The 19446-nt window shown below is 54.0% G+C and carries 16 protein-coding genes; 5 read left to right on the top strand and 11 right to left on the bottom strand.

Going from position 1 to position 19446, the window contains the following annotated elements; genetic code table 11:
- Nucleotides 1-7 precede the first annotated feature (7 nt).
- Nucleotides 8-784: an NAD(P)H-dependent oxidoreductase gene (locus KWG64_RS03660; protein ID WP_218520936.1), complete on the top strand. Its 777-nt coding sequence runs from the start codon at nt 8-10 to the stop codon at nt 782-784.
- Between the two features lie 92 nt (nt 785-876).
- Here the strand turns inward: KWG64_RS03660 and guaA are convergent, their stop codons facing one another.
- Together guaA and guaB are read right to left on the bottom strand one after the other, a co-directional pair.
- Entirely contained in the window at nt 877-2454 is a 1578-nt protein-coding gene (gene guaA / locus KWG64_RS03665; RefSeq protein ID WP_101076328.1) for a glutamine-hydrolyzing GMP synthase, read from the bottom strand.
- A 106-nt stretch (nt 2455-2560) separates the two neighbouring features.
- Complete coding sequence (guaB, locus tag KWG64_RS03670) at nt 2561-4027, bottom strand: IMP dehydrogenase (RefSeq protein WP_152324560.1); 1467 nt, start codon at nt 4025-4027, stop codon at nt 2561-2563.
- A 169-nt stretch (nt 4028-4196) separates the two neighbouring features.
- On the opposite strand from guaB, the gene xseA reads away from it, so the two are divergent.
- On the top strand, nt 4197-5570 hold the full coding sequence (gene xseA, locus KWG64_RS03675) for an exodeoxyribonuclease VII large subunit (protein WP_218520937.1): 1374 nt from the start codon (nt 4197-4199) through the stop codon (nt 5568-5570).
- 44 nt (nt 5571-5614) lie between these two features.
- On the opposite strand, the gene KWG64_RS03680 is transcribed toward xseA, so the two are convergent.
- Both KWG64_RS03680 and KWG64_RS03685 read right to left on the bottom strand, forming a co-directional pair.
- Nucleotides 5615-7978, bottom strand: a complete 2364-nt coding sequence (locus tag KWG64_RS03680; RefSeq protein ID WP_218520938.1) for a TIM-barrel domain-containing protein — start codon at nt 7976-7978, stop codon at nt 5615-5617.
- Nucleotides 7975-9288, bottom strand: a complete 1314-nt coding sequence (locus KWG64_RS03685; RefSeq protein WP_218520939.1) for an MFS transporter — start codon at nt 9286-9288, stop codon at nt 7975-7977. Before KWG64_RS03685 ends, KWG64_RS03680 begins: the two co-directional genes overlap by 4 nt.
- Before the next feature lie 215 nt (nt 9289-9503).
- On the opposite strand from KWG64_RS03685, the gene KWG64_RS03690 reads away from it, so the two are divergent.
- From KWG64_RS03690 to KWG64_RS03700, 3 genes are all read left to right on the top strand, one after another.
- Nucleotides 9504-10586, top strand: a complete 1083-nt coding sequence (locus tag KWG64_RS03690; protein ID WP_195824826.1) for a LacI family DNA-binding transcriptional regulator — start codon at nt 9504-9506, stop codon at nt 10584-10586.
- A 136-nt stretch (nt 10587-10722) separates the two neighbouring features.
- Nucleotides 10723-11757 (top strand): M4 family metallopeptidase, encoded by a 1035-nt coding sequence (locus KWG64_RS03695; RefSeq protein WP_195824827.1) that lies wholly within the window; start codon nt 10723-10725, stop codon nt 11755-11757.
- Entirely contained in the window at nt 11758-12105 is a 348-nt protein-coding gene (locus KWG64_RS03700; RefSeq protein WP_195815506.1) for a protealysin inhibitor emfourin, read from the top strand.
- On the opposite strand, the gene KWG64_RS03705 is transcribed toward KWG64_RS03700, so the two are convergent.
- The 7 genes from KWG64_RS03705 to ispG form a co-directional block, all read right to left on the bottom strand.
- Nucleotides 12090-12320: a zinc ribbon domain-containing protein gene (locus KWG64_RS03705; protein ID WP_218520940.1), complete on the bottom strand. Its 231-nt coding sequence runs from the start codon at nt 12318-12320 to the stop codon at nt 12090-12092. The genes KWG64_RS03700 and KWG64_RS03705 overlap by 16 nt on opposite strands.
- A 12-nt stretch (nt 12321-12332) precedes the next feature.
- Nucleotides 12333-13289, bottom strand: a complete 957-nt coding sequence (locus KWG64_RS03710) for an AEC family transporter (protein ID WP_218520993.1) — start codon at nt 13287-13289, stop codon at nt 12333-12335.
- A 69-nt stretch (nt 13290-13358) separates the two neighbouring features.
- Nucleotides 13359-14843 carry a ribosome biogenesis GTPase Der gene (gene der / locus KWG64_RS03715; RefSeq protein ID WP_195824829.1) on the bottom strand — a complete coding sequence of 495 codons (1485 nt, stop codon included), beginning with the start codon at nt 14841-14843 and terminating at the stop codon, nt 13359-13361.
- A gap of 210 nt (nt 14844-15053) precedes the next feature.
- On the bottom strand, nt 15054-16235 hold the full coding sequence (gene bamB / locus KWG64_RS03720) for an outer membrane protein assembly factor BamB (RefSeq protein ID WP_195815503.1): 1182 nt from the start codon (nt 16233-16235) through the stop codon (nt 15054-15056).
- A gap of 11 nt (nt 16236-16246) precedes the next feature.
- Complete coding sequence (locus KWG64_RS03725; RefSeq protein ID WP_218520941.1) at nt 16247-16867, bottom strand: YfgM family protein; 621 nt, start codon at nt 16865-16867, stop codon at nt 16247-16249.
- Nucleotides 16868-16880: 13 nt separating this feature from the next.
- On the bottom strand, nt 16881-18155 hold the full coding sequence (hisS, locus tag KWG64_RS03730) for a histidine--tRNA ligase (protein ID WP_218520942.1): 1275 nt from the start codon (nt 18153-18155) through the stop codon (nt 16881-16883).
- A gap of 131 nt (nt 18156-18286) precedes the next feature.
- On the bottom strand, nt 18287-19408 hold the full coding sequence (gene ispG, locus KWG64_RS03735) for a flavodoxin-dependent (E)-4-hydroxy-3-methylbut-2-enyl-diphosphate synthase (protein ID WP_104921069.1): 1122 nt from the start codon (nt 19406-19408) through the stop codon (nt 18287-18289).
- Nucleotides 19409-19446 lie beyond the last annotated feature (38 nt).

Raw genomic sequence — 19446 nt, forward strand, 5'->3', positions numbered from 1 at the left:
GTTCGCCATGAATATTTTAATCGTCTACGCCCACCCGGAACCGAAATCCCTGAACGGTTCGCTGAAAAATTTCGCCGTAAAACACCTGGAGGCCGCCGGTCACAGCGTACAGGTTTCCGACCTCTACGCCATGCAATGGAAAGCTCCGCTGGACGCCGCTGACAATACATCGCCTTCGACGGACATGCCTTTCAATCCTTCTCAGGATTCACAGCGGGCATTCAAAAACGGGACGCAAAGCGCGGACATCACCGCCGAGCAGGAAAAACTGCGTTGGGCCGATACCGTAATTTTCCAGTTTCCACTGTGGTGGTTTTCCATGCCCGCCATCATGAAAGGCTGGGTGGAACGGGTTTACGCCTACGGATTTGCGTACGGCGTGGGCGAACATTCGGATTCGCACTGGGGCGACCGGTACGGTGAAGGGAATATGTCAGGAAAACGCGCCATGCTGATGGTAACGACCGGAGGCTGGGAACCGCATTACAGCCCGCGTGGCATCAACGGTTCCCTAGACGATTTACTGTTCCCCATCCATCACGGGATCCTGCATTATCCGGGCTTTACCGTGCTCCCGCCGCTGGTGTTCTACCGCACCGGCCGCACGGATGAAGCACGTTTTCATCAGCTTTGCGATGAACTGGCGACCCGGCTGGATACGCTGGAAACCACACCACCCATCGCCTTCCGCCAGCAAAACGGCGGTGACTATGATATTCCTTCACTGACGCTTAAAGCTGAAATCACGCCGGAGAAAACCGGGTTTGCGGCGCATTTGAAATAACATTCTGAGAGTTTCCGACATAAAAAAACGCCAGCCGATCTTGCGATCCTGCTGGCGTTTTTGTGGCGCTAAATTTTAGATTTCTCTAAAACTTATTCCCACTCAATCGTCGCCGGTGGTTTACCGGAGATGTCATAAACAACGCGGGAAATGCCGTTAACTTCGTTGATGATGCGGTTGGAGCAGCGGCCGAGGAAATCGTACGGCAGATGCGCCCAGTGCGCGGTCATGAAGTCGATGGTTTCTACTGCGCGCAGTGAAACCACCCAGTCGTATTTACGGCCATCGCCCATCACGCCAACGGAACGGACTGGCAGGAAGACGGTGAACGCCTGGCTGACTTTGTTGTACAGGTCGGCTTTGTGCAGTTCTTCGATGAAGATAGCATCAGCGCGACGCAACAGGTCACAGTACTCTTTCTTCACTTCGCCCAGTACGCGAACACCTAAACCTGGGCCCGGGAACGGGTGACGGTAAAGCATGTCGTACGGCAGGCCGAGTTCCAGACCGATTTTGCGCACTTCGTCTTTGAACAGCTCTTTCAGCGGCTCAACCAGACCCAGTTTCATCTCTTTCGGCAGACCACCCACGTTGTGGTGCGATTTGATGACGTGTGCTTTACCGGTGGCAGAAGCGGCGGATTCAATCACGTCAGGATAGATGGTGCCCTGCGCCAGCCATTTCACTTCATCCTGCTTACAGGCTTCTTCGTCGAAGACTTCAACGAACACGCGGCCGATAATTTTACGTTTTGCTTCCGGCTCATCAACACCGGCCAGCGCTGACAGGAAACGGTCTTCCGCAGCAACGTGAACGATGTTCAGACCGAAACGGTCGCCGAACATTTCCAGAACCTGATCCGCTTCGTTAAGACGCAGCAGGCCGTTATCCACGAACACGCAGGTCAGACGGTCGCCGATGGCGCGGTGCAGCAGCATGGCGGTCACGGAGGAGTCAACGCCGCCGGACAGGCCTAGGATCACATGATCGTCGCCAATCTGAACGCGCAGGCGCTCAACGGCGTCTTCGATGATTTTCGCTGGCGTCCACAGAGCTTCACACTCGCAGATGTCCATGATGAAACGTTCGAGCAGTCGCAGCCCCTGGCGGGTGTGCGTCACTTCCGGGTGGAACTGCACACCGTAGAAGCGTTTTTCTTCGTTGGCCATAATGGCAAACGGGCAAGTCTCTGTGCTGGCAACGGTCACGAAATCAGAAGGGATTGCGGTGACTTTATCGCCGTGGCTCATCCAGACGTCGAGCAGCGGTTTATTGTTTTCGCTCAGGGCATCCTGAATGTCGCGGATTAGCGCGCTTTCAGTCTGTACTTCAACCTGCGCATAACCAAATTCGCGCTCGTTTGAGCCTTCAACATGGCCGCCTAACTGCATCGCCATGGTTTGCATGCCGTAGCAGACGCCCAGAACCGGTACACCGGCTTCGAAGACATAATCAGGGGCGCGCGGGCTGTCATGCTCGGTGGTACTTTCCGGGCCGCCGGACAGGATAATCCCGTTCGGGTTGAATTCGCGGATTTGGGCTTCGGTTACGTCCCAGGCCCAGAGTTCGCAATAGACACCGAGTTCACGCACGCGGCGTGCAACAAGTTGGGTGTACTGGGAGCCGAAATCGAGGATCAGGATACGGTGCTTGTGAATATTTTCGCTCATGAGGGGGCGTTTTCCAGAAAGCAATAAAAGCGTTAAAACAACAGGTTAAATATTTCTTTATGCATTAAAAGCAGACAGCGAGCTATTTGCTCGCTGTCTCAGGGGATTAGGAACCCATGCGGTAGTTCGGTGACTCTTTGGTAATCGTCACGTCGTGCACGTGGCTTTCCTGAATCCCGGCACCGCTGATACGAACAAATTCAGCCTTGGTGCGCAGGTCGTCGATGGTAGCACAACCGGTCAGCCCCATACAGGAGCGCAGACCGCCCATTTGCTGGTGGATGATTTCTTTCAGACGGCCTTTATAAGCAACGCGACCTTCGATACCTTCCGGTACCAGTTTGTCAGCCGCGTTATCGGTCTGGAAGTAACGGTCAGAAGAGCCTTTGGACATCGCGCCCAGAGAACCCATACCACGGTAAGATTTGTATGAACGCCCCTGATACAGCTCGATTTCGCCCGGAGATTCTTCGGTACCAGCCAGCATACCGCCGACCATTACGCAGCTTGCGCCGGCAGCGATAGCTTTTGCAATGTCGCCGGAGAAGCGGATACCGCCGTCAGCGATAACCGGAATACCGGTGCCTTCCAGCGCTTCAACCGCGTCAGAAACGGCAGTGATTTGCGGAACACCGACGCCGGTGACGATACGGGTGGTACAAATTGAACCAGGACCGATACCGACTTTAACCGCGCTCACGCCCGCTTTAGCCAGTGCCAGAGCACCTGCGCCAGTCGCAACGTTACCGCCGATGATTTGCAGATCCGGGTATTTTGCGCGGGTGGCGCGAATACGTTCCAGAACGCCTTCGGAGTGGCCGTGTGAGGAGTCGATCAGCAGAACGTCAACACCCGCCGCAACCAGAGCATCAATACGCTCTTCGTTGCCAGCGCCTGCGCCAACCGCAGCACCGACGCGCAGGCTGCCCTGCTCATCTTTACATGCGTTTGGTTTACGTTCGGCTTTCTGGAAGTCTTTTACGGTGATCATACCGAGCAGATGGAATTGCGCGTCAACAACCAGCGCTTTTTCTACGCGTTTTTCGTGCATTTTTTGCAGGACGACTTCGCGGGCTTCGCCTTCTTTCACGGTAACCAGACGTTCTTTCGGCGTCATTACCGCGGTCACAGGCTGTTCCAGATCGGTCACGAAGCGCACGTCACGACCGGTAATAATACCGACCAGTTCGTTTTCTTCGGTCACAACCGGGTAACCGGCAAAACCGTTAATTTCAGTGAGTTCTTTAACCTGACGTAAAGTGGTCGCCGGAGTCACCGTTTTAGGGTCAGCAACAACGCCGCTTTCATGCTTCTTCACGCGACGGACTTCTTCCGCCTGACGCTCAATAGACATGTTCTTGTGAATGAAACCAAGGCCGCCTTCCTGCGCCAGAGCAATCGCCAGATTCGCTTCAGTCACGGTATCCATTGCTGCGGACAGCATAGGGATATTCAGACGGATTTTAGCGGTCAGTTGAGTACCGAGGTCGGCAGTATTGGGCAGAACTGTGGAGTGAGCTGGAACAAGGAGAACGTCGTCAAACGTTAGTGCTTCTTTTGCGATACGTAGCATGGGCAATATCTCACCAAGGTGGATGCGGAAAAGATAAAATATTGCAGCGGGAGTATACAGGTGAGTGTGCATCCAGACTAGCACTATTTGAAAAAACTTCTTGATTACCTTTTTAGGGTATGTAGTATCAGTCGATTAAGTCTCTGTTTTTGAATTTGATCTGGATCACATGCCACTACCTTCTTCGCCTCCTATTTTTACCGTAAGCCGCCTGAATCAGACGGTCCGACAGTTGCTGGAAAACGAAATGGGTCAGGTCTGGCTCTCCGGTGAGATCTCAAACTTCTCCCAGCCTTCTTCCGGTCACTGGTATTTCACGCTCAAAGATGACCGCGCGCAGGTCAAATGCGCGATGTTCCGCAATACCAATCGACGCACCACGTTTCGTCCGCAAAACGGTCAGCAGGTTTTGGTCCGTGCGACCATAACTTTGTATGAACCGCGCGGCGATTATCAGCTGATTGCTGAGAGCATGCAGGAAGCCGGTGACGGTTTATTGCAGCAGAAATTCGATTTACTGAAACAGCAGCTGGCCGCCGAAGGGTTGTTCGACACGCAGTTCAAACAGCCGCTGCCCTCGCCTGCGAAATGCGTCGGGGTCATTACTTCAGCCAGCGGCGCCGCGCTGCACGATGTGCTGAACGTGCTCAAACGCCGTGATCCTTCCCTGCCCGTCATTATCTATCCGACCTCCGTTCAGGGTGTGGATGCGCCGGGGCAAATTGTCCGCGCCATTGCGCTCGCCAATGCCCGCGAGGAAGTCGATGTGCTGATTGTCGGGCGCGGTGGCGGTTCGCTGGAAGATTTGTGGAGCTTTAACGATGAGCGCGTGGCGCGGGCGATTTTCGCCAGCCGCATTCCCATTGTCAGCGCCGTCGGCCATGAAACTGATGTAACGATTGCCGATTTCGTCGCAGATTTACGCGCCCCGACGCCGTCGGCCGCCGCAGAGTTGATCAGCCGTAATCAGCTGGAGTTGCTGCGCCAGATTCAGTCACAGCAGCAGCGTCTTGAAATGGCGATGGATTATTATCTCGCACAGCTGGCGCAGCGTTTTTCGCGCCTGAATCATCGCCTGCAACAACAGCACCCGCATTTGCGTCTCGCGCGCCAGCAAACCGCGCTGTTCAAACTGCGCCGCCGTCTGGATGAAGCGATGCAAAACCAGCTGCGCCAGATGCTGCGCCGTACCGACAGGTTGCAACAGCGCCTGAATCAGCAACAACCTCACCCCCGAATTCACCGCGCCCAGCAACGGGTTCAGCAGCTGCAATACCGGCTGCAACAGGCGATGTCATCGCAGCTGGCGGAAAGCCGTCAGCGTTTTGGTACGGCCTGCACGCAGCTTGAAGCGGTCAGCCCGCTGGCGACGCTGGCAAGGGGTTACAGCGTGACGACCACGCCAAAAGGCACTTTGCTGAAAAAAACGACCCAGACGGCACCCGGTGAGATGCTTAAAACACGGCTTGCCGATGGCTGGATTGAAAGTGAAGTTAAATCGGTAGTGGCGGAAAAGAAAACGCGGAAACGGGCTGTTAAATAAGCGTTGAATTGACCTCCCCTTCGCAGAGGAGGCATTCGGAAAAATTACAGATTATAGCTGTTCGTCTTCACTCCATTCACCCAAAGCTCACGCGCTTCGCCTTGCGGCAGAACAATGTTCAGGGTTTTCCACGCCGGTTTGAAATCGCCGCGCTGAGTCAGCGTGATATCAATACGTTGCGCGTTACTGGTAATTTCCCAGTTCACCCACAGCGCATGATTTTGCTCCCAGCGGTGACTTTCGCCATCATCCTCAAACAGCAAACCGCTCGATTTCGCCTGGCCTGCGGCCGGATAAACATGCAGTTCACGCAGCATATCGCGGCTGGCGTCAACGTGCGCAAGACGGGAAGATTGCGGCAGCGCAGCACCGGCGCGCACCAGCAGCGGCAGGCGATCCAGCGGCGCATCACGCGTGATTGTCTGACCACCGGCAAACCATTCGCCGGTATAGAAATCACACCAGCCGATACCGTTATCCGGCAAATAGACGCTGCGTTCGCGCTGGCCTTCTTCGACAACACTGGCGATCAGCAAGTCGCGCCCCATCATGAAATCATCGGTTTCAGCAAACGTATTTTTATCATGTTCGTGATCGAGGAACGTCGGACGCAGCATCGGTTCGTCTTCCGCATGCGCCTGCCACAGCAACGTGTAGAAATACGGCAACAGACGGTAACGCAGGCGGATTGCATCGCGGATCAGCGGCGTCACCTGCGGATACATCCACGGCTCATTCACGGTGTTATCGTCATTCCATGAGTGAATGGTGAAACGCGGATGCATCACGCCGTTTTGTACCCAGCGGACAAACAGCTCGGCTTCCGGTTTATCGCCGGAGAACCCGCCGACGTCATGCCCGACGTTATACAAACCGGACAAACTCATCCCGATGCCCATTCGTGTGTTGTAACGCAGCGTCTGCCAGTTAGTGCGGTTATCGCCACTCCACGTCTGCACATAACGCTGCATGCCCGCACAGCCGGAACGCGAAATCAGGTACGGACGGGTTTCCGGCGCAAAGTTTTGCTGCGCTTCAAATGACGCACGCATCATCAGCAACGGCATAACCGGGCGGATGTGTTTGATGGCAATCGATTTGCCGAAACCGTGGCAGCGCGCATCGCTGTCCCAGACTTCGTATTCGTTGTTGTCGTTCCAGGTCGAACCGATACCTTTTTCCAGTAGCTGCTGCGTCACGCCTTTTTGCCACCAGCGCACGGCGGACGGATGTGTAAAATCGAGATGCGAACCTTCGTCATCCCAGAAAACCGAGCGCTCAGGTACGTTGCTTTCGCTGTCGCGAATGAACAAGCCCTGCTCCGCCACCTGCCCGTACTGCGGGTGATCCTGCAACAAGCAAGGTTTGATGTTGGCGGCCAGACGAATACCGGCGTCGAGAAACGCTTTCGACATCACTTCCGGCTCAGGCACTTTGTCGTAGTTCCAGTTGAACACGTAACGTTTGTTGCCAATCGACGTGTAACCCGATGAAAGCTGGAAGGAATCACACGGGATTTCATGCTGCTGGCACAGCGTGATGAATTTCATCAGCTGCTGCTGGGCATCCGGCGCGTCGGTGTAATACATCGTCGAACCGCTGTAACCCAGACTCCATTTCGGGCCAAACGTGGTTTTACCGGTCAGCTTCACCAGCTTTTTGGTGACGTCCAGCGACGTCGGCCCGATAAACAGGTAGTAGTCCAGATCGCCCGCTTCGGCGCTGAAACGGCGGTATGGCAGATGGTAGTTATCCAGCTCGTTACCCAGATCCAGCCAGACATTGCTGAGATTGTCGTAGAACAGACCAAAACTGACGTCATTCCGGCGGGTCATCGTGAACGGAATATGTTTGTACAACGGGTCGGTACTGGCCGCGTTATAACCCATCGCGTCAAGATTGCGCATTTCGAAACGGCGGCCGCTGCGGTTGAGATCACCGGCCTTTTCACCCAGACCGTAAACACTATCCTGCTTTTCGCGAAGCTGATAATGCGCTGAGCCATCGCCTTTTACTGCCAGCATATACGCGCCGGTTTTGCGATCGCTGACCAGCGGCAGCCATTCACCCGCCGCATTTTTATGTTCCCACTCCAGCCACAGCGGCTGATGAACGGTGACGCGCAGCGCCTCAGTCGTTAAAGTCAGCGAGTCTTCATCTTGCGACAACTGGTAGCCCGGCTGCGAAAAACCTTCGTTACTCAGGCGGTCACGTCCTTCCCATGGCACATCGTTTTGTGGCGCGATGCTCCAGGTTCTGTCCAGCGCCAGTTCGCCGTTGCGCTGAATAAAGACGCGAACCAGCTCCTCTTCAAGCACCCGCAAACAAAACAGATGCTTACCTTCGACACGCAGATCCACACCTGCGTTATCCTGCCCGGCAAGCTCCCAGTGTTTTAACGTTTTCATACACTCTCCCTTTTTGCCGGATTGCGGCGTTCAGCGATCAGGGCAATCAGGAATACGGCCCCAATCAAATCAAAGAATCCCATGGCGATAAACAACGGATTAAAACCAATCGAATCGGCCACTGCGCCAATCAGCAGTGAGAACAGGAAGCTCGCGATCCACGCAGAAGATCCGCGCATTCCGTTGACGGTCGCAACCTGGCTTTTATCAAATGTTTCAACGACAACCGCACTGAGCATGCAGGAAATAACCTGATGGCCGAATCCGCCGATGGAAATCAGCGCGATGGCGGCATACGGGCTTTGGGTCACGGCAACCAGCGCCAGTGACAGCATCATGAATGCGCCGGTGACGGAGCTGGCCACGATGGAGTTAATGCGGGTGCAGCCGAAAACTTTGCGGTAAAGCGTGGTGAGATAGCCGCTGGCAATACTGCCCAGATCGGCGGCCAGGAACGGCAGCCAGGCAAACATTACGATGTGTTTTAAATCCATTCCGCGTTCGTTGGCCAGATACAGCGGAACCCAGAAACTGAAGACGGCCCACGCCGGTTCAGCCAGAAATGCCGGGATGGCGATGCCATAGAATTTCTTGTTCTTGCAGACAATTTTCAGGGATTTAATAAACGGCAGACGTTCCTGCTGGGGTTCGTTGTCCTGACGGATCAGCGCCAGTTCATCCTTGCTCAGGTTCGGATGCGTTTCCGGAGAATGGTAGAATTTCCACCACAACAGAACCCACAGCATCGACAGCACACCGCAAAACAGGAAAGCGCCGCGCCAGCCAAATGATATATGCGCCACCAGAATGATCGGCGGTGCCAGCATCGCGCCGATGGAGAAACCAACGCCCGCCCAGCCCGCAGCAACCGGGCGTTCCTTACGCGGGAACCAGTCGGAAATTGCTTTTGCGTTGGCCGGTGTGGCCGCCGCTTCGGCGCTCCCCATGAAGAAACGCAAAACCGCAAGCTGGATCCAGCTGCCCGCACCCGCGTGCAACATACAGACCACGGCCCAGATTGACGCACAAATCAGAAAGCCGAGTTTCAGCCCGATGACGTCAATTAGCCAGCCGCACAACGGCTGGAATATCGTATAAGCGGCCTGAAACGCCGCCACGATGTAGGAATATTGTTCAGTCGTCATATTCAGGCTGGTTTTAAGTTCAGCAGCCAGTAAACCCAGAGAATTTCGGGTGACGTAGTTAACCGTCACGCCGAGGAGGAACAGCGCCAGCATCCACCAGCGTAAAGCTTTTATTTTCCGACGTCCTGTAACGGCTGCCGATTCGGTGTTGATTTGAATTGTCATGCCTGTTCTCCCATCCGTCGGCCGTTGCCGCAGATGATGTGTTATTTGAGGTACTTCCGCAGAGTAGGCAGACGGATTTGTGAGCGAAACGTGATTTTTTGCAAAAGCTTTCACGCTATAACTTCGGGGCGAAACGAGAGCGGGCAAAAGCTTATGCAGAAGCCGTGTACGTGGGTGAAAAATTTTGCAGGAGCGATTTTGAAGGAGATCACAGTTTGAAAGGAAAGTTAAATATCCAGCAAATTGCCGACCAGACGGGGCTGTCGATCAGCACGGTTTCGCGTGTTCTGGCCGGAAAAAATAACACCAGCAGCAAAGCCCGTGACCTGGTGCTTGAATGCGCCAAATCGCAGGGCGTCTTTGACGAACTGTCCACCGGCAGGCTGATGCTCAACAATCTCATCATTTTCGCCCCGGCCCGCGCCTTTGATGTGCGCAGTGATATTTTTTACTACAAGGTTATCCAGGGCATTCTGGCGTCCACCGCCAGTCACGAAGTGCGTGTCCGCTATTGTGCGATGGAAGAAGAAAACGCCGATGCCGCGCTGTTCATCGCCAAAATGACCGATCCGCTGACTGAAGCCGTTTTGCTGGTCGGCATCGACGATCCGCATATTCATCAGTTGGCTGCCGAAATGGCAAAACCCTGCGTGCTGGTCAATTGCCATGACCGGCATATGCGTCACGACAGTGTCAGCCCCGATCACCAGACGATGGGCGATTTCGCCTGCGACTATCTTTTCGCGCAGGGTCATACCCATATCGTGACGGTGCAATGTCTGCGCCGTCATACCATGGAGCTGCGCCTGACCGGCATTAAACAGGCATTCGCCCGCAATCATCAGACGTTCAGCGACAGCCAGCATTTGCTGAATACGTCGGGATTTGGCGCACAGGAAAGTGAACAGGCACTGCTTGAGTATCTCGATTCACTGCCAGCGGAACAGCCGTTGCCAACCGCCATTTTGGCCGGTGGCGACTTTATGGCGTCGGGCGTGGTGGCCGCGCTGGCGAAAAGAGGGTTATCAGTACCGGGTGATATCAGCGTCATCAGCACCGACGGATTTAATCTGGCCGAAATTCACGATGTCCCGCTGACCGCCGTTCACGTTCCGCGTGACGAGCTGGGCGCGGAAGCCATCGCCCTGCTGCAACGCAGAATGTTGCGTCCGGATGCGCCTCACACCACTCAGCTTTTGCAGGGAAAACTGGTGGTACGCAATTCGGTGCGCAAAGCCACCGGGCGTGCCGTGACTCCGCGCCCGCATCTTTTGTATGACCCCCTGCCGGACAGATAAATCTCATCTTTCACGGACATCACGCAGCGCAGTCCTATACTGACAGGAGACGGCTAATCATTAGCCTCCTTTCAGTATCAGGCAGTCAGAACGCCTTTCTTTCACCCACGGGTGACTCTTGATAAGGAGATTCACGATGAATCACAGTTCAGCGAAGCGTTATTACAGCGTTATCCCGCCCTATATTCTCAACCGGATTATCGAGCACGGCACCGAGCCTCAGCGCAATTGCGCCAGACAAACGCTGGTGCATGTGAATACCCTGATGGCGCAGCCTTACGCCAAACCGCAAAAAATCACCACGGCCAGAGCCGGTCAGGCCGAACGTGATATTTATGACGCGAAAAATTCCACGAAGCTTCCCGGTGAATCAGTACGCAAAGAGGGTCAGGCCAGCAACGGCGATGTGGCCGTGGATGAAGCTTATGATTATCTCGGCGTCACCTATGATTTCTTCTGGCAGGCGTATCAGCGTAATTCTCTCGACAATAAAGGGCTGGCGTTGCTGGGCACAGTCCACTACGACAAAGGTTATCAGAACGCTTTCTGGAACGGTCAGCAGATGGTATTTGGCGACGGCGACGGTGAAATTTTTAACCGGTTCACCATTGCGATTGACGTTGTCGGCCACGAGCTTTCCCACGGCGTGACAGAAAGCGAGGCAGGTCTGGATTATAACGGGCAATCCGGCGCGCTGAACGAATCGCTTTCTGACGTTTTCGGCTCTCTGGTAAAACAGTTTCATCTGAAGCAAACGGCAGATAAAGCCGACTGGATTATCGGTGAAGGCCTGCTGGCAAAAGGCATTCACGGCACCGGTTTGCGTTCAATGTCACACCCGGGAACGGCCTACGATGACCCGCTGCTCGGTAAAGATCCGCAACCTGCCGACATGAAAGGGTATGTGAACACCCGCGACGATAACGGCGGTGTTCACATCAATTCAGGGATCCCCAACCGCGCATTTTATCTGGCAGCCACTACACTGGGAGGCAATGCTTGGGAGCGCGCGGGGTACGTCTGGTATGACACTGTGTGTGATAAATCCCTGCCAAAAAATGCTGACTTTGTAACTTTCGCCCAGCTCACGGTGCAACATGCCGGTAAACGGTTCGACGATACCGTTGCGCAGGCGGTTCGTGAAGCCTGGGAGCAGGTCGGAGTGATGTAAATGAAACCTTTAGATTCGCTGGAAAGCAATGCGGTCATCGAGATTTATCGCGAAGGCGGCATTGCCTTTATCCCCAAACTCAGCGGGCCGCGGCGGGTTGATCTTTCCGGAATGAGCGACGATAAGCGACAGGAAATCTGCCAGCTCATCAACAAAACGCTGCCCTATGCGCAGGAAAAAGAAAATGCCGGTCGCGGTGATCAGCGCTATTTCCGGCTGGAGATTTACTACGCTTCGGCGGAAACCACCGCCAGTCTGGTGGTGATCATCCCGGAAACGCAGGCACCGGAAGAATTGGTCGATTTATGGAAACAGGCGCCGCCAGATGAAAGTCACTCTTGCGAATAAGGGGAACAGGTAAACTGCACCCGTTTTTTAGAAATCATCCCATGCCCGTTTTGACAGAAATAATCAACCGCACCGCAGGCTTTCAGCTCCTGCAACGGCTGATGGCAATCCGGGCATAACGCCGTTTGGGTGTAACTCATCTGGCAGGGTTCACAGTGAAAGTGACCGCTCACCCAGTTCATGGGCTGACTGCAAACCGGACAAAGTGCTTCCATCGTTTTTATCCTCTAAATAACGCCCAGCGTCCGTAATAAATACAGACCCAGAGCGGTGGTGAAAAATGATCCTAACGTAGTCACCGCGATAATATTCGCCGCCAGCGTGGCGTTGCCGCCCATCGCGCGCGTCATCACATAGCTCCCTGCGGCCGTCGGTGTGCAGGAAAAGAGAAAAATCACACCCAGCGCGGCACCACGAAAACCGAACAGCCATGCGCCGAACGTCATCAGCGCAGGCACAAAAATAACACGCGAAGCCGAAGACCAGGCCGCCACGTTAGAACTGCGGAACATTGCACGCCAGTCCAGACTTGCACCGGCGCACAGCATCGCCAGAGGCAGCGCCATGCCGGAAATAAAATCACCGGTGCTGGCGATTGTTGCAGGCATCGGCAAATGGCTGTGCTGAAATGCCAGGCCGAGAACCAGACCAATAATCAGCGGGTTAGTCACTATTCCGTGCAAAATCGGATTCATCCCGATCCGTTTCCCCTGCCCGCCTTTCAGGCTGCGGGTCAGCGTAATAACGGACAGCACGTTGAAAAGAATGACCGTCACCGCCAGATACATCGATCCTAAGGCAATGCCTTCGTTACCAAACGCCAGCGAGGCATACGCAAGACCGGCGATACCGGTATTGGCACGGAATCCTCCCTGCACAAAGATGCCGCGTTCGCGGGGATCTTTCACCAGCCTGAGGGCGACCAGTTCCAGCAATAAGAATGAAACGACGGTGGCGACCCCGCCGTAAAGCGCCAGCGGCAGATTTGAGCCGGAGGAGTCGTGCCCCTGTGCGACGCTGAAAAAGAGCAGGCAAGGCAGCGCAATATTAAATACTAACCGGCTGGCTTTTTCGTTGAAATTGTCGTCCATCAGGCCGGTGCGGCGCAACATCACGCCCAGCAGTAAGATCAGTAAATTCGGAACAGTAACGCCAAACGCAAAACTCCAGGTCTGCCAGAACATCCAGCCAGCTCCTTGCAGGGTAAAATGAGACAAAAAAATGGGGCGCATTTTCATGCACCCCGTAAATCATTATTTGCTTTTTTTCAGGTGAGACATCAGACGCTTACGCTTACGCATCTGGTTTGGTGTCAGGGTATTACGCTTGCCTTCAAACGGGTTCTCACCCTCTTTGAACTGAATGCGGATTGGCGTACCCATCACTTTCAGTGAACGACGGAAGTAGTTCATCAGATAGCGTTTGTAGGAATCAGCCAGATCTTTCACTTGGTTACCGTGAATTACCACTATTGGCGGGTTATAACCCCCGGCGTGCGCATATTTCAGCTTAACGCGACGGCCATTGACCAGCGGTGGCTGGTGATCGTCTGCTGCCATTTGCATGATGCGGGTCAGTAAGGAAGTGCTCACACGCGTAGTCGCGCAGGTGTACGCTTCAATCACAGATTCGAACAGGTTGCCCACGCCGCTGCCGTGCAGAGCTGAGATGAAGTGAATACGCGCAAAGTCAACGAAGCCGAGGCGCAGATCCAACTGGTCTTTCACCTGAGCACGCGCTTCTTCACTCATTCCATCCCACTTGTTCACCACAATCAGCAGTGAACGACCGCTGTTGAGGATGAAGCCCAGCAGTGACAGATCCTGATCGGAGATACCGTCACGGGCATCAATAACCAGCATCACGACGTTAGCGTCTTCAATCGCCTTCAGCGTTTTGATAACGGAGAATTTCTCAACCGTTTCAGTCACTTTACCGCGTTTACGCACACCGGCGGTGTCGATAAGAACGTATTCCCGTTCGTCGCGCACCATCGGAATATAAATACTGTCACGCGTGGTGCCCGGCATGTCGTAAACCACGACACGCTCTTCACCCAGAATGCGGTTAGTCAGTGTGGACTTACCTACGTTCGGACGCCCGACAATAGCCAGTTTGATAGGCAATGTTGTCGGGTCGAAATTATCTTCTTCGTCTTCCGGGATTTCATCACCGGTCGCTTCCTGTTCAGCCCAGTAAGCGGCGTTGGCTTCTTCTTCAGTCAGCTCAACTTCTTCTGGTTTTTCACCAACAAACGGCACCAGAACGTGTTCAATCAGCTGCGCTACGCCACGGCCGTGGGAAGCGGCAATCGCGTACACTTCGCCCAGACCGAGGGAATAGAAATCGCCGGTGGCGCTGTCAGGATCTAAACCGTCAGTTTTGTTGGCGACCAGGAATGTCGCTTTTTCACGGCTGCGCAGATGCTGGGCAATGCCCTGATCGGCAGGCATCAGGCCCGCGCGCGCATCCACCATGAACAAGACGATGTCGGCTTCTTCGATTGCCAGCAGTGACTGCCCGGCCATACGGGTTTCAACGCCATCTTCGGTACCGTCGATACCGCCGGTATCAACGATGATGAATTCATTACCCTCAATTTCTGCACGACCATACTTGCGGTCACGCGTAAGCCCCGGGAAATCCGCAACCAGCGCATCACGCGTCTTGGTTAAACGGTTAAATAAAGTGGATTTACCCACATTCGGGCGCCCAACAAGCGCAACGACAGGTATCATTTTGAAGCCTCAGTTTTTATATATAGAGCTAAACGCAAATAGCCGGCACGTCTGTAAATTCAGACAAACCGCTATAATTCAATTTCTTACGCCGTAATGCTCAATGAGTCATTACGCTGTTTTCAGAATACGAAACGGCCCCTGAGCAATTCAGGAGCCGTTTTAAAGGCCGGGATCAACCGATCTCAAAGCCAGACGCGGGTCGCGATATCAGCGTGTAAAGGAGTAAACTTCGCCGCCTTTCGCCTGCACAACCAGCTTGTCGCTTGCCACAATCGGCGCGCTCAGGAAGCCATCGCTGTCAACTTTCTGCTGAGCAACAAAACGGCCATCCGTGGTGTTGATCCAGTGCAGATAACCTTCGGAATCGCCGACGACAAGGTAACCATTATACAGCACAGGTGCCGTCAGGTTACGGTGCAGCAATTCGCTTTGACGCCACAGGCTCACGCCGCCCTGTGTGTCGAGGGCCATGACGCGGTCATCCTGATCGACCAGGTAAATACGGCCAGCATCAACGATGATGTCATTCACGGAACCCACATCACGTTTCCACGCAATCTGACCGGAACGCAGATCCATCGCCACCAGATTGCCGTTGTAAGCCAGCGTATACACAACGCCATCAACGATAACCGGCGTGGTATCCACATCGCTCAGACGGTCGATTTCAGTCGTACCGGTAGTCTGAGAAATACGTTGCTGCCAGATCAACTGACCTTCTTTCATCAGCACGGCGCTTACGCGACCGTTATCACCGCCGACGATAGCCGCACCAAACGCAACCGCAGGCGCAGATTCACCGCGCAGGGAGAGCGTTGGCATATCAAGGTTAGCGGTCCACTGGATTGTACCATCGGACTCACTCAGACCCTGCAACATACCGTTGCCGGTGTGAACCAGAACCAGACCATCGCTGACGACCGGACGGGATAACGCTTCACCCGCCACTTTGGTCTGCCATGCCACTGTACCATCAGCCGTGTTCAATGCGTAAACCACAGCTTTTTCGCTGCCGACGTAAACATGAGAACCGGAAACTGTCAGGCCACCGGAAAGCTGAGCCGAGATATTGCTGGAGAAGAAACCCGTTTTTTCAGACAGGTTAACACTCCATTTTTCCTTCCCGCTGTCTGCATCCAGCGCTTTCACCACACCAAAGCGGTCAGCGGCATAGATGGTGTTGTCCTGCCAGGCAGGATGCAGGTTGGAATAGTATTCGCCTACGCCATTGCCGACAGACTTGCTCCAGACTTTCGTCGGAGTGAACTGGTTTTCAACTTTTGGCAGCGGGGACATTTTCACAACGTCTTCTTCGCTGTTAAACAATGAACAGCCACTCAGCAGGGCAACAGAAACCCATCCTACCAAGAGTGTTTTACGCAATTGCATCGGGGTTCCCCTTAGCTGGCTAAGTTGTTCAATTTCATACGCAGCATGGTTTGCAGCGTTTGAGAGGGTTTAGAATCAATTCCTTTGCTGTAGGCTTCGCGAGCGCCTTTTGCATCGCCTTTTGCCAGCAGAACATCACCGCGGATGCCTTGCTGCATTGCCACCCAGCCTTCACCCTTCACGCCGTCTAACGTTTTGAGTGCATCATCAAATTTGCCTTGCTGCATCTGGACACGAGCCAGACGTAAATTCACCAGCGAATGTAAATTGTCTTCTTTTGCAAAACCTTGCGCCTGAGCCAGCTGTTTTTCAGCATTCGCGAAATCTTTCGCTTCCACGAAATGATCGGCCAGTTGCAGGGCAGCAAACACCCCGTAATTGTTGTCATTGCTCTGCACAAATTTTTCGAGGTCAGCAACGCCCTGAGCGCTATTCGCGGTCAGCGACTGATTAGCTTTCTGGAAAGAGGCAGAGGCTTCCGTCAAGGCTGAGTCCTGATGGCTCTGCCAGAAACGCCAGCCACTCAGGGCTGCAATACCCAGAACCACGCCGATGGCCAGCGCTTTACCGTTCTCGGCAAAGAAGCGACGTACAGCATCAACCTGTTCATTCTCAGTGGTATAGACTTCCACAGTGTCCTTCTCCTTAACCCAACATCGAAGCCAGACGCGCGGCGAGTTCGCTTTGCGCCAGCGTTTCTTGCGTTCCACTTTGCAGATCTTTTACAACAACCTGCAGGTTTGCGACTTCATCTTCACCCAGTACCAGGGCAACGCGTGCGCCCCATTTGTCAGCACGGGCAAATTGCTTTTTGAAGTTACCGCCACCGTAGTTAGTCATCACTTTCAGTTCAGGCAGTGCATCACGCAGCGTTTCAGCCAGTTGCATCGCCGCACTTTGCGTACCCGCACCAGAGGAAATCACATAAGCATCTACCGTCGCAGGTGCTTTGAAATCTGGATTTACAGCCTGAACCAGTAAGACCAGGCGCTCCAGTCCCATCGCAAAACCGACAGCAGGTGTTGCACGACCACCCAATTGTTCTACCAGCCCGTCATAACGGCCACCAGCACACACGGTGCCCTGCGCGCCCAGGCTGCTGGTTACCCATTCGAATACGGTGCGGTTGTAATAATCCAAACCGCGCACAAGTCGCTGATTAACCGTATATGGGATACCAGACTGCTCTAAAAGTTCACACAGACCTGCAAAGTGTTCTCTTGATTCTTCATCAAGATAGTCTCCCAGCGCCGGTGCATCGTTCAATAATGCCTGAACATCCGGATTTTTGGAGTCCAGCACGCGCAGCGGATTGCTGTACATACGGCGTTTGCAGTCTTCATCCAGCTTATCTTTATGCTGCTCAAGGAAAGCCACCAGCGCATCACGATAATTAGCGCGGGCTTCCAGAGAGCCGATAGAGTTCAGCTCAAGCATAACGTGTTCAGCGATACCCAGCGCACGCCACCAGCGGGCGCTCAGGAGGATCAGCTCGGCATCAACGTCCGGGCCTTGCAGGCCAAAGACTTCCACACCCAACTGATTAAACTGACGATAGCGGCCTTTTTGCGGACGCTCGTAGCGGAACATCGGGCCGATGTACCACAGACGTTGCTCCTGATTGTACAGCAGACCATGTTCGATACCGGCGCGGACGCAGCCAGCTGTACCTTCAGGACGCAGCGTCAGGCTTTCACCGTTGCGGTCTTCAAAGATATACATTTCTTTTTCCACGACATCGGTCACTTCACCGATAGCGCGCTTAAACAATGGGGTCTGCTCTACAATCGGCATACGGATTTCACTGTAGCCGTAACCGCCGAGCACTTGTTTCAACGTACCTTCGATACGCTGCCATAATGCCGTGTCTTCAGGCAGATAGTCGTTCATGCCGCGAATGGCCTGGATATTCTTTGCCACGTCAGTTCTCTATCGTTTTATAAAAAATGAACCCGATTATAGGGGTTTTGTGCCCTGCGGTTCAACGCGCAGACACTTTCCCCTACCGGGTTCAATATAATGCAGGCGTCCGCAGACGCCCGCAACCGATGTTACTTTTCAAGATGATTGATAACGATACGTTTACTCTCATCCATAATCGCCGCTTTGGCGCGAATTTTTGCTTCTAACTGGTCAATCATATCTGTGTTGTCAAAACGCTCTCTCTGACGAACGCCATCTTCGTAGAAACCGCTTTTATTATGACCGCCCGTAACACCAATCGTCGAGACCAGCGCTTCTCCCGGACCATTCACCACGCAACCGATGATCGAAACATCCATTGGCGTAATGAGATCTTCCAGACGCTGTTCCAGCGCATTCACCGTACCGATGACATCAAATTCCTGACGCGAACAGGTCGGGCAGGCAATGAAGTTGATCCCACGGGAACGGATACGCAATGACTTCAGGATATCAAAACCGACTTTCACTTCTTCGACAGGATCGGCCGCCAGTGAGATACGCAGCGTGTCGCCGATACCTTCTGACAGCAGTAAACCCAGACCGATAGCCGATTTAACGGAACCGGCGCGCAGACCGCCCGCTTCCGTGATCCCAAGGTGCAATGGCTGAACAATTTGTTTGGCGAGCAGGCGATACGACTCAACAGCCAGGAAAACGTCAGAAGCTTTCACGCTGACTTTAAACTGGTCAAAGTTGAGGCGGTCGAGAATATCGACGTGACGCATCGCAGATTCCAGCAGCGCTTGCGGCGTAGGTTCGCCGTACTTTTCCTGGATATCTTTTTCCAGAGAGCCGCCGTTGACACCGATACGGATAGGAATATTTTTGTCGCGGGCGCAATCCACTACGGAGCGGATGCGGGATTCGTTACCGATATTGCCCGGGTTAATACGCAGGCAATCCACGCCGTATTCTGCAACTTGCAGCGCGATGCGGTAATCAAAATGGATATCAGCGACCAGCGGGACATTAACCTGCTGCTTGATAAGTTTGAACGCCTCAGCGGCATCCATTGTAGGCACGGAAACGCGGACAATATCGACACCCACGCGTTCCAGTGATTTGATTTGTGCGACTGTTGCCGCGACGTCTGTGGTGCGGGTGTTGGTCATCGATTGCACTGCAATCGGCGCTCCGTCACCTACAGGCACCTTGCCGACATAAATCCGGGTTGATTTGCGACGGGTAATGGGTGCTTGGTTATGCATTACTTCACTCTCCATCGTTACAAGCGTCTGACAAACTG

The organism is Rahnella sp. PD12R, from assembly GCF_019200965.1.
GTDB lineage: Bacteria > Pseudomonadota > Gammaproteobacteria > Enterobacterales > Enterobacteriaceae > Rahnella > Rahnella laticis.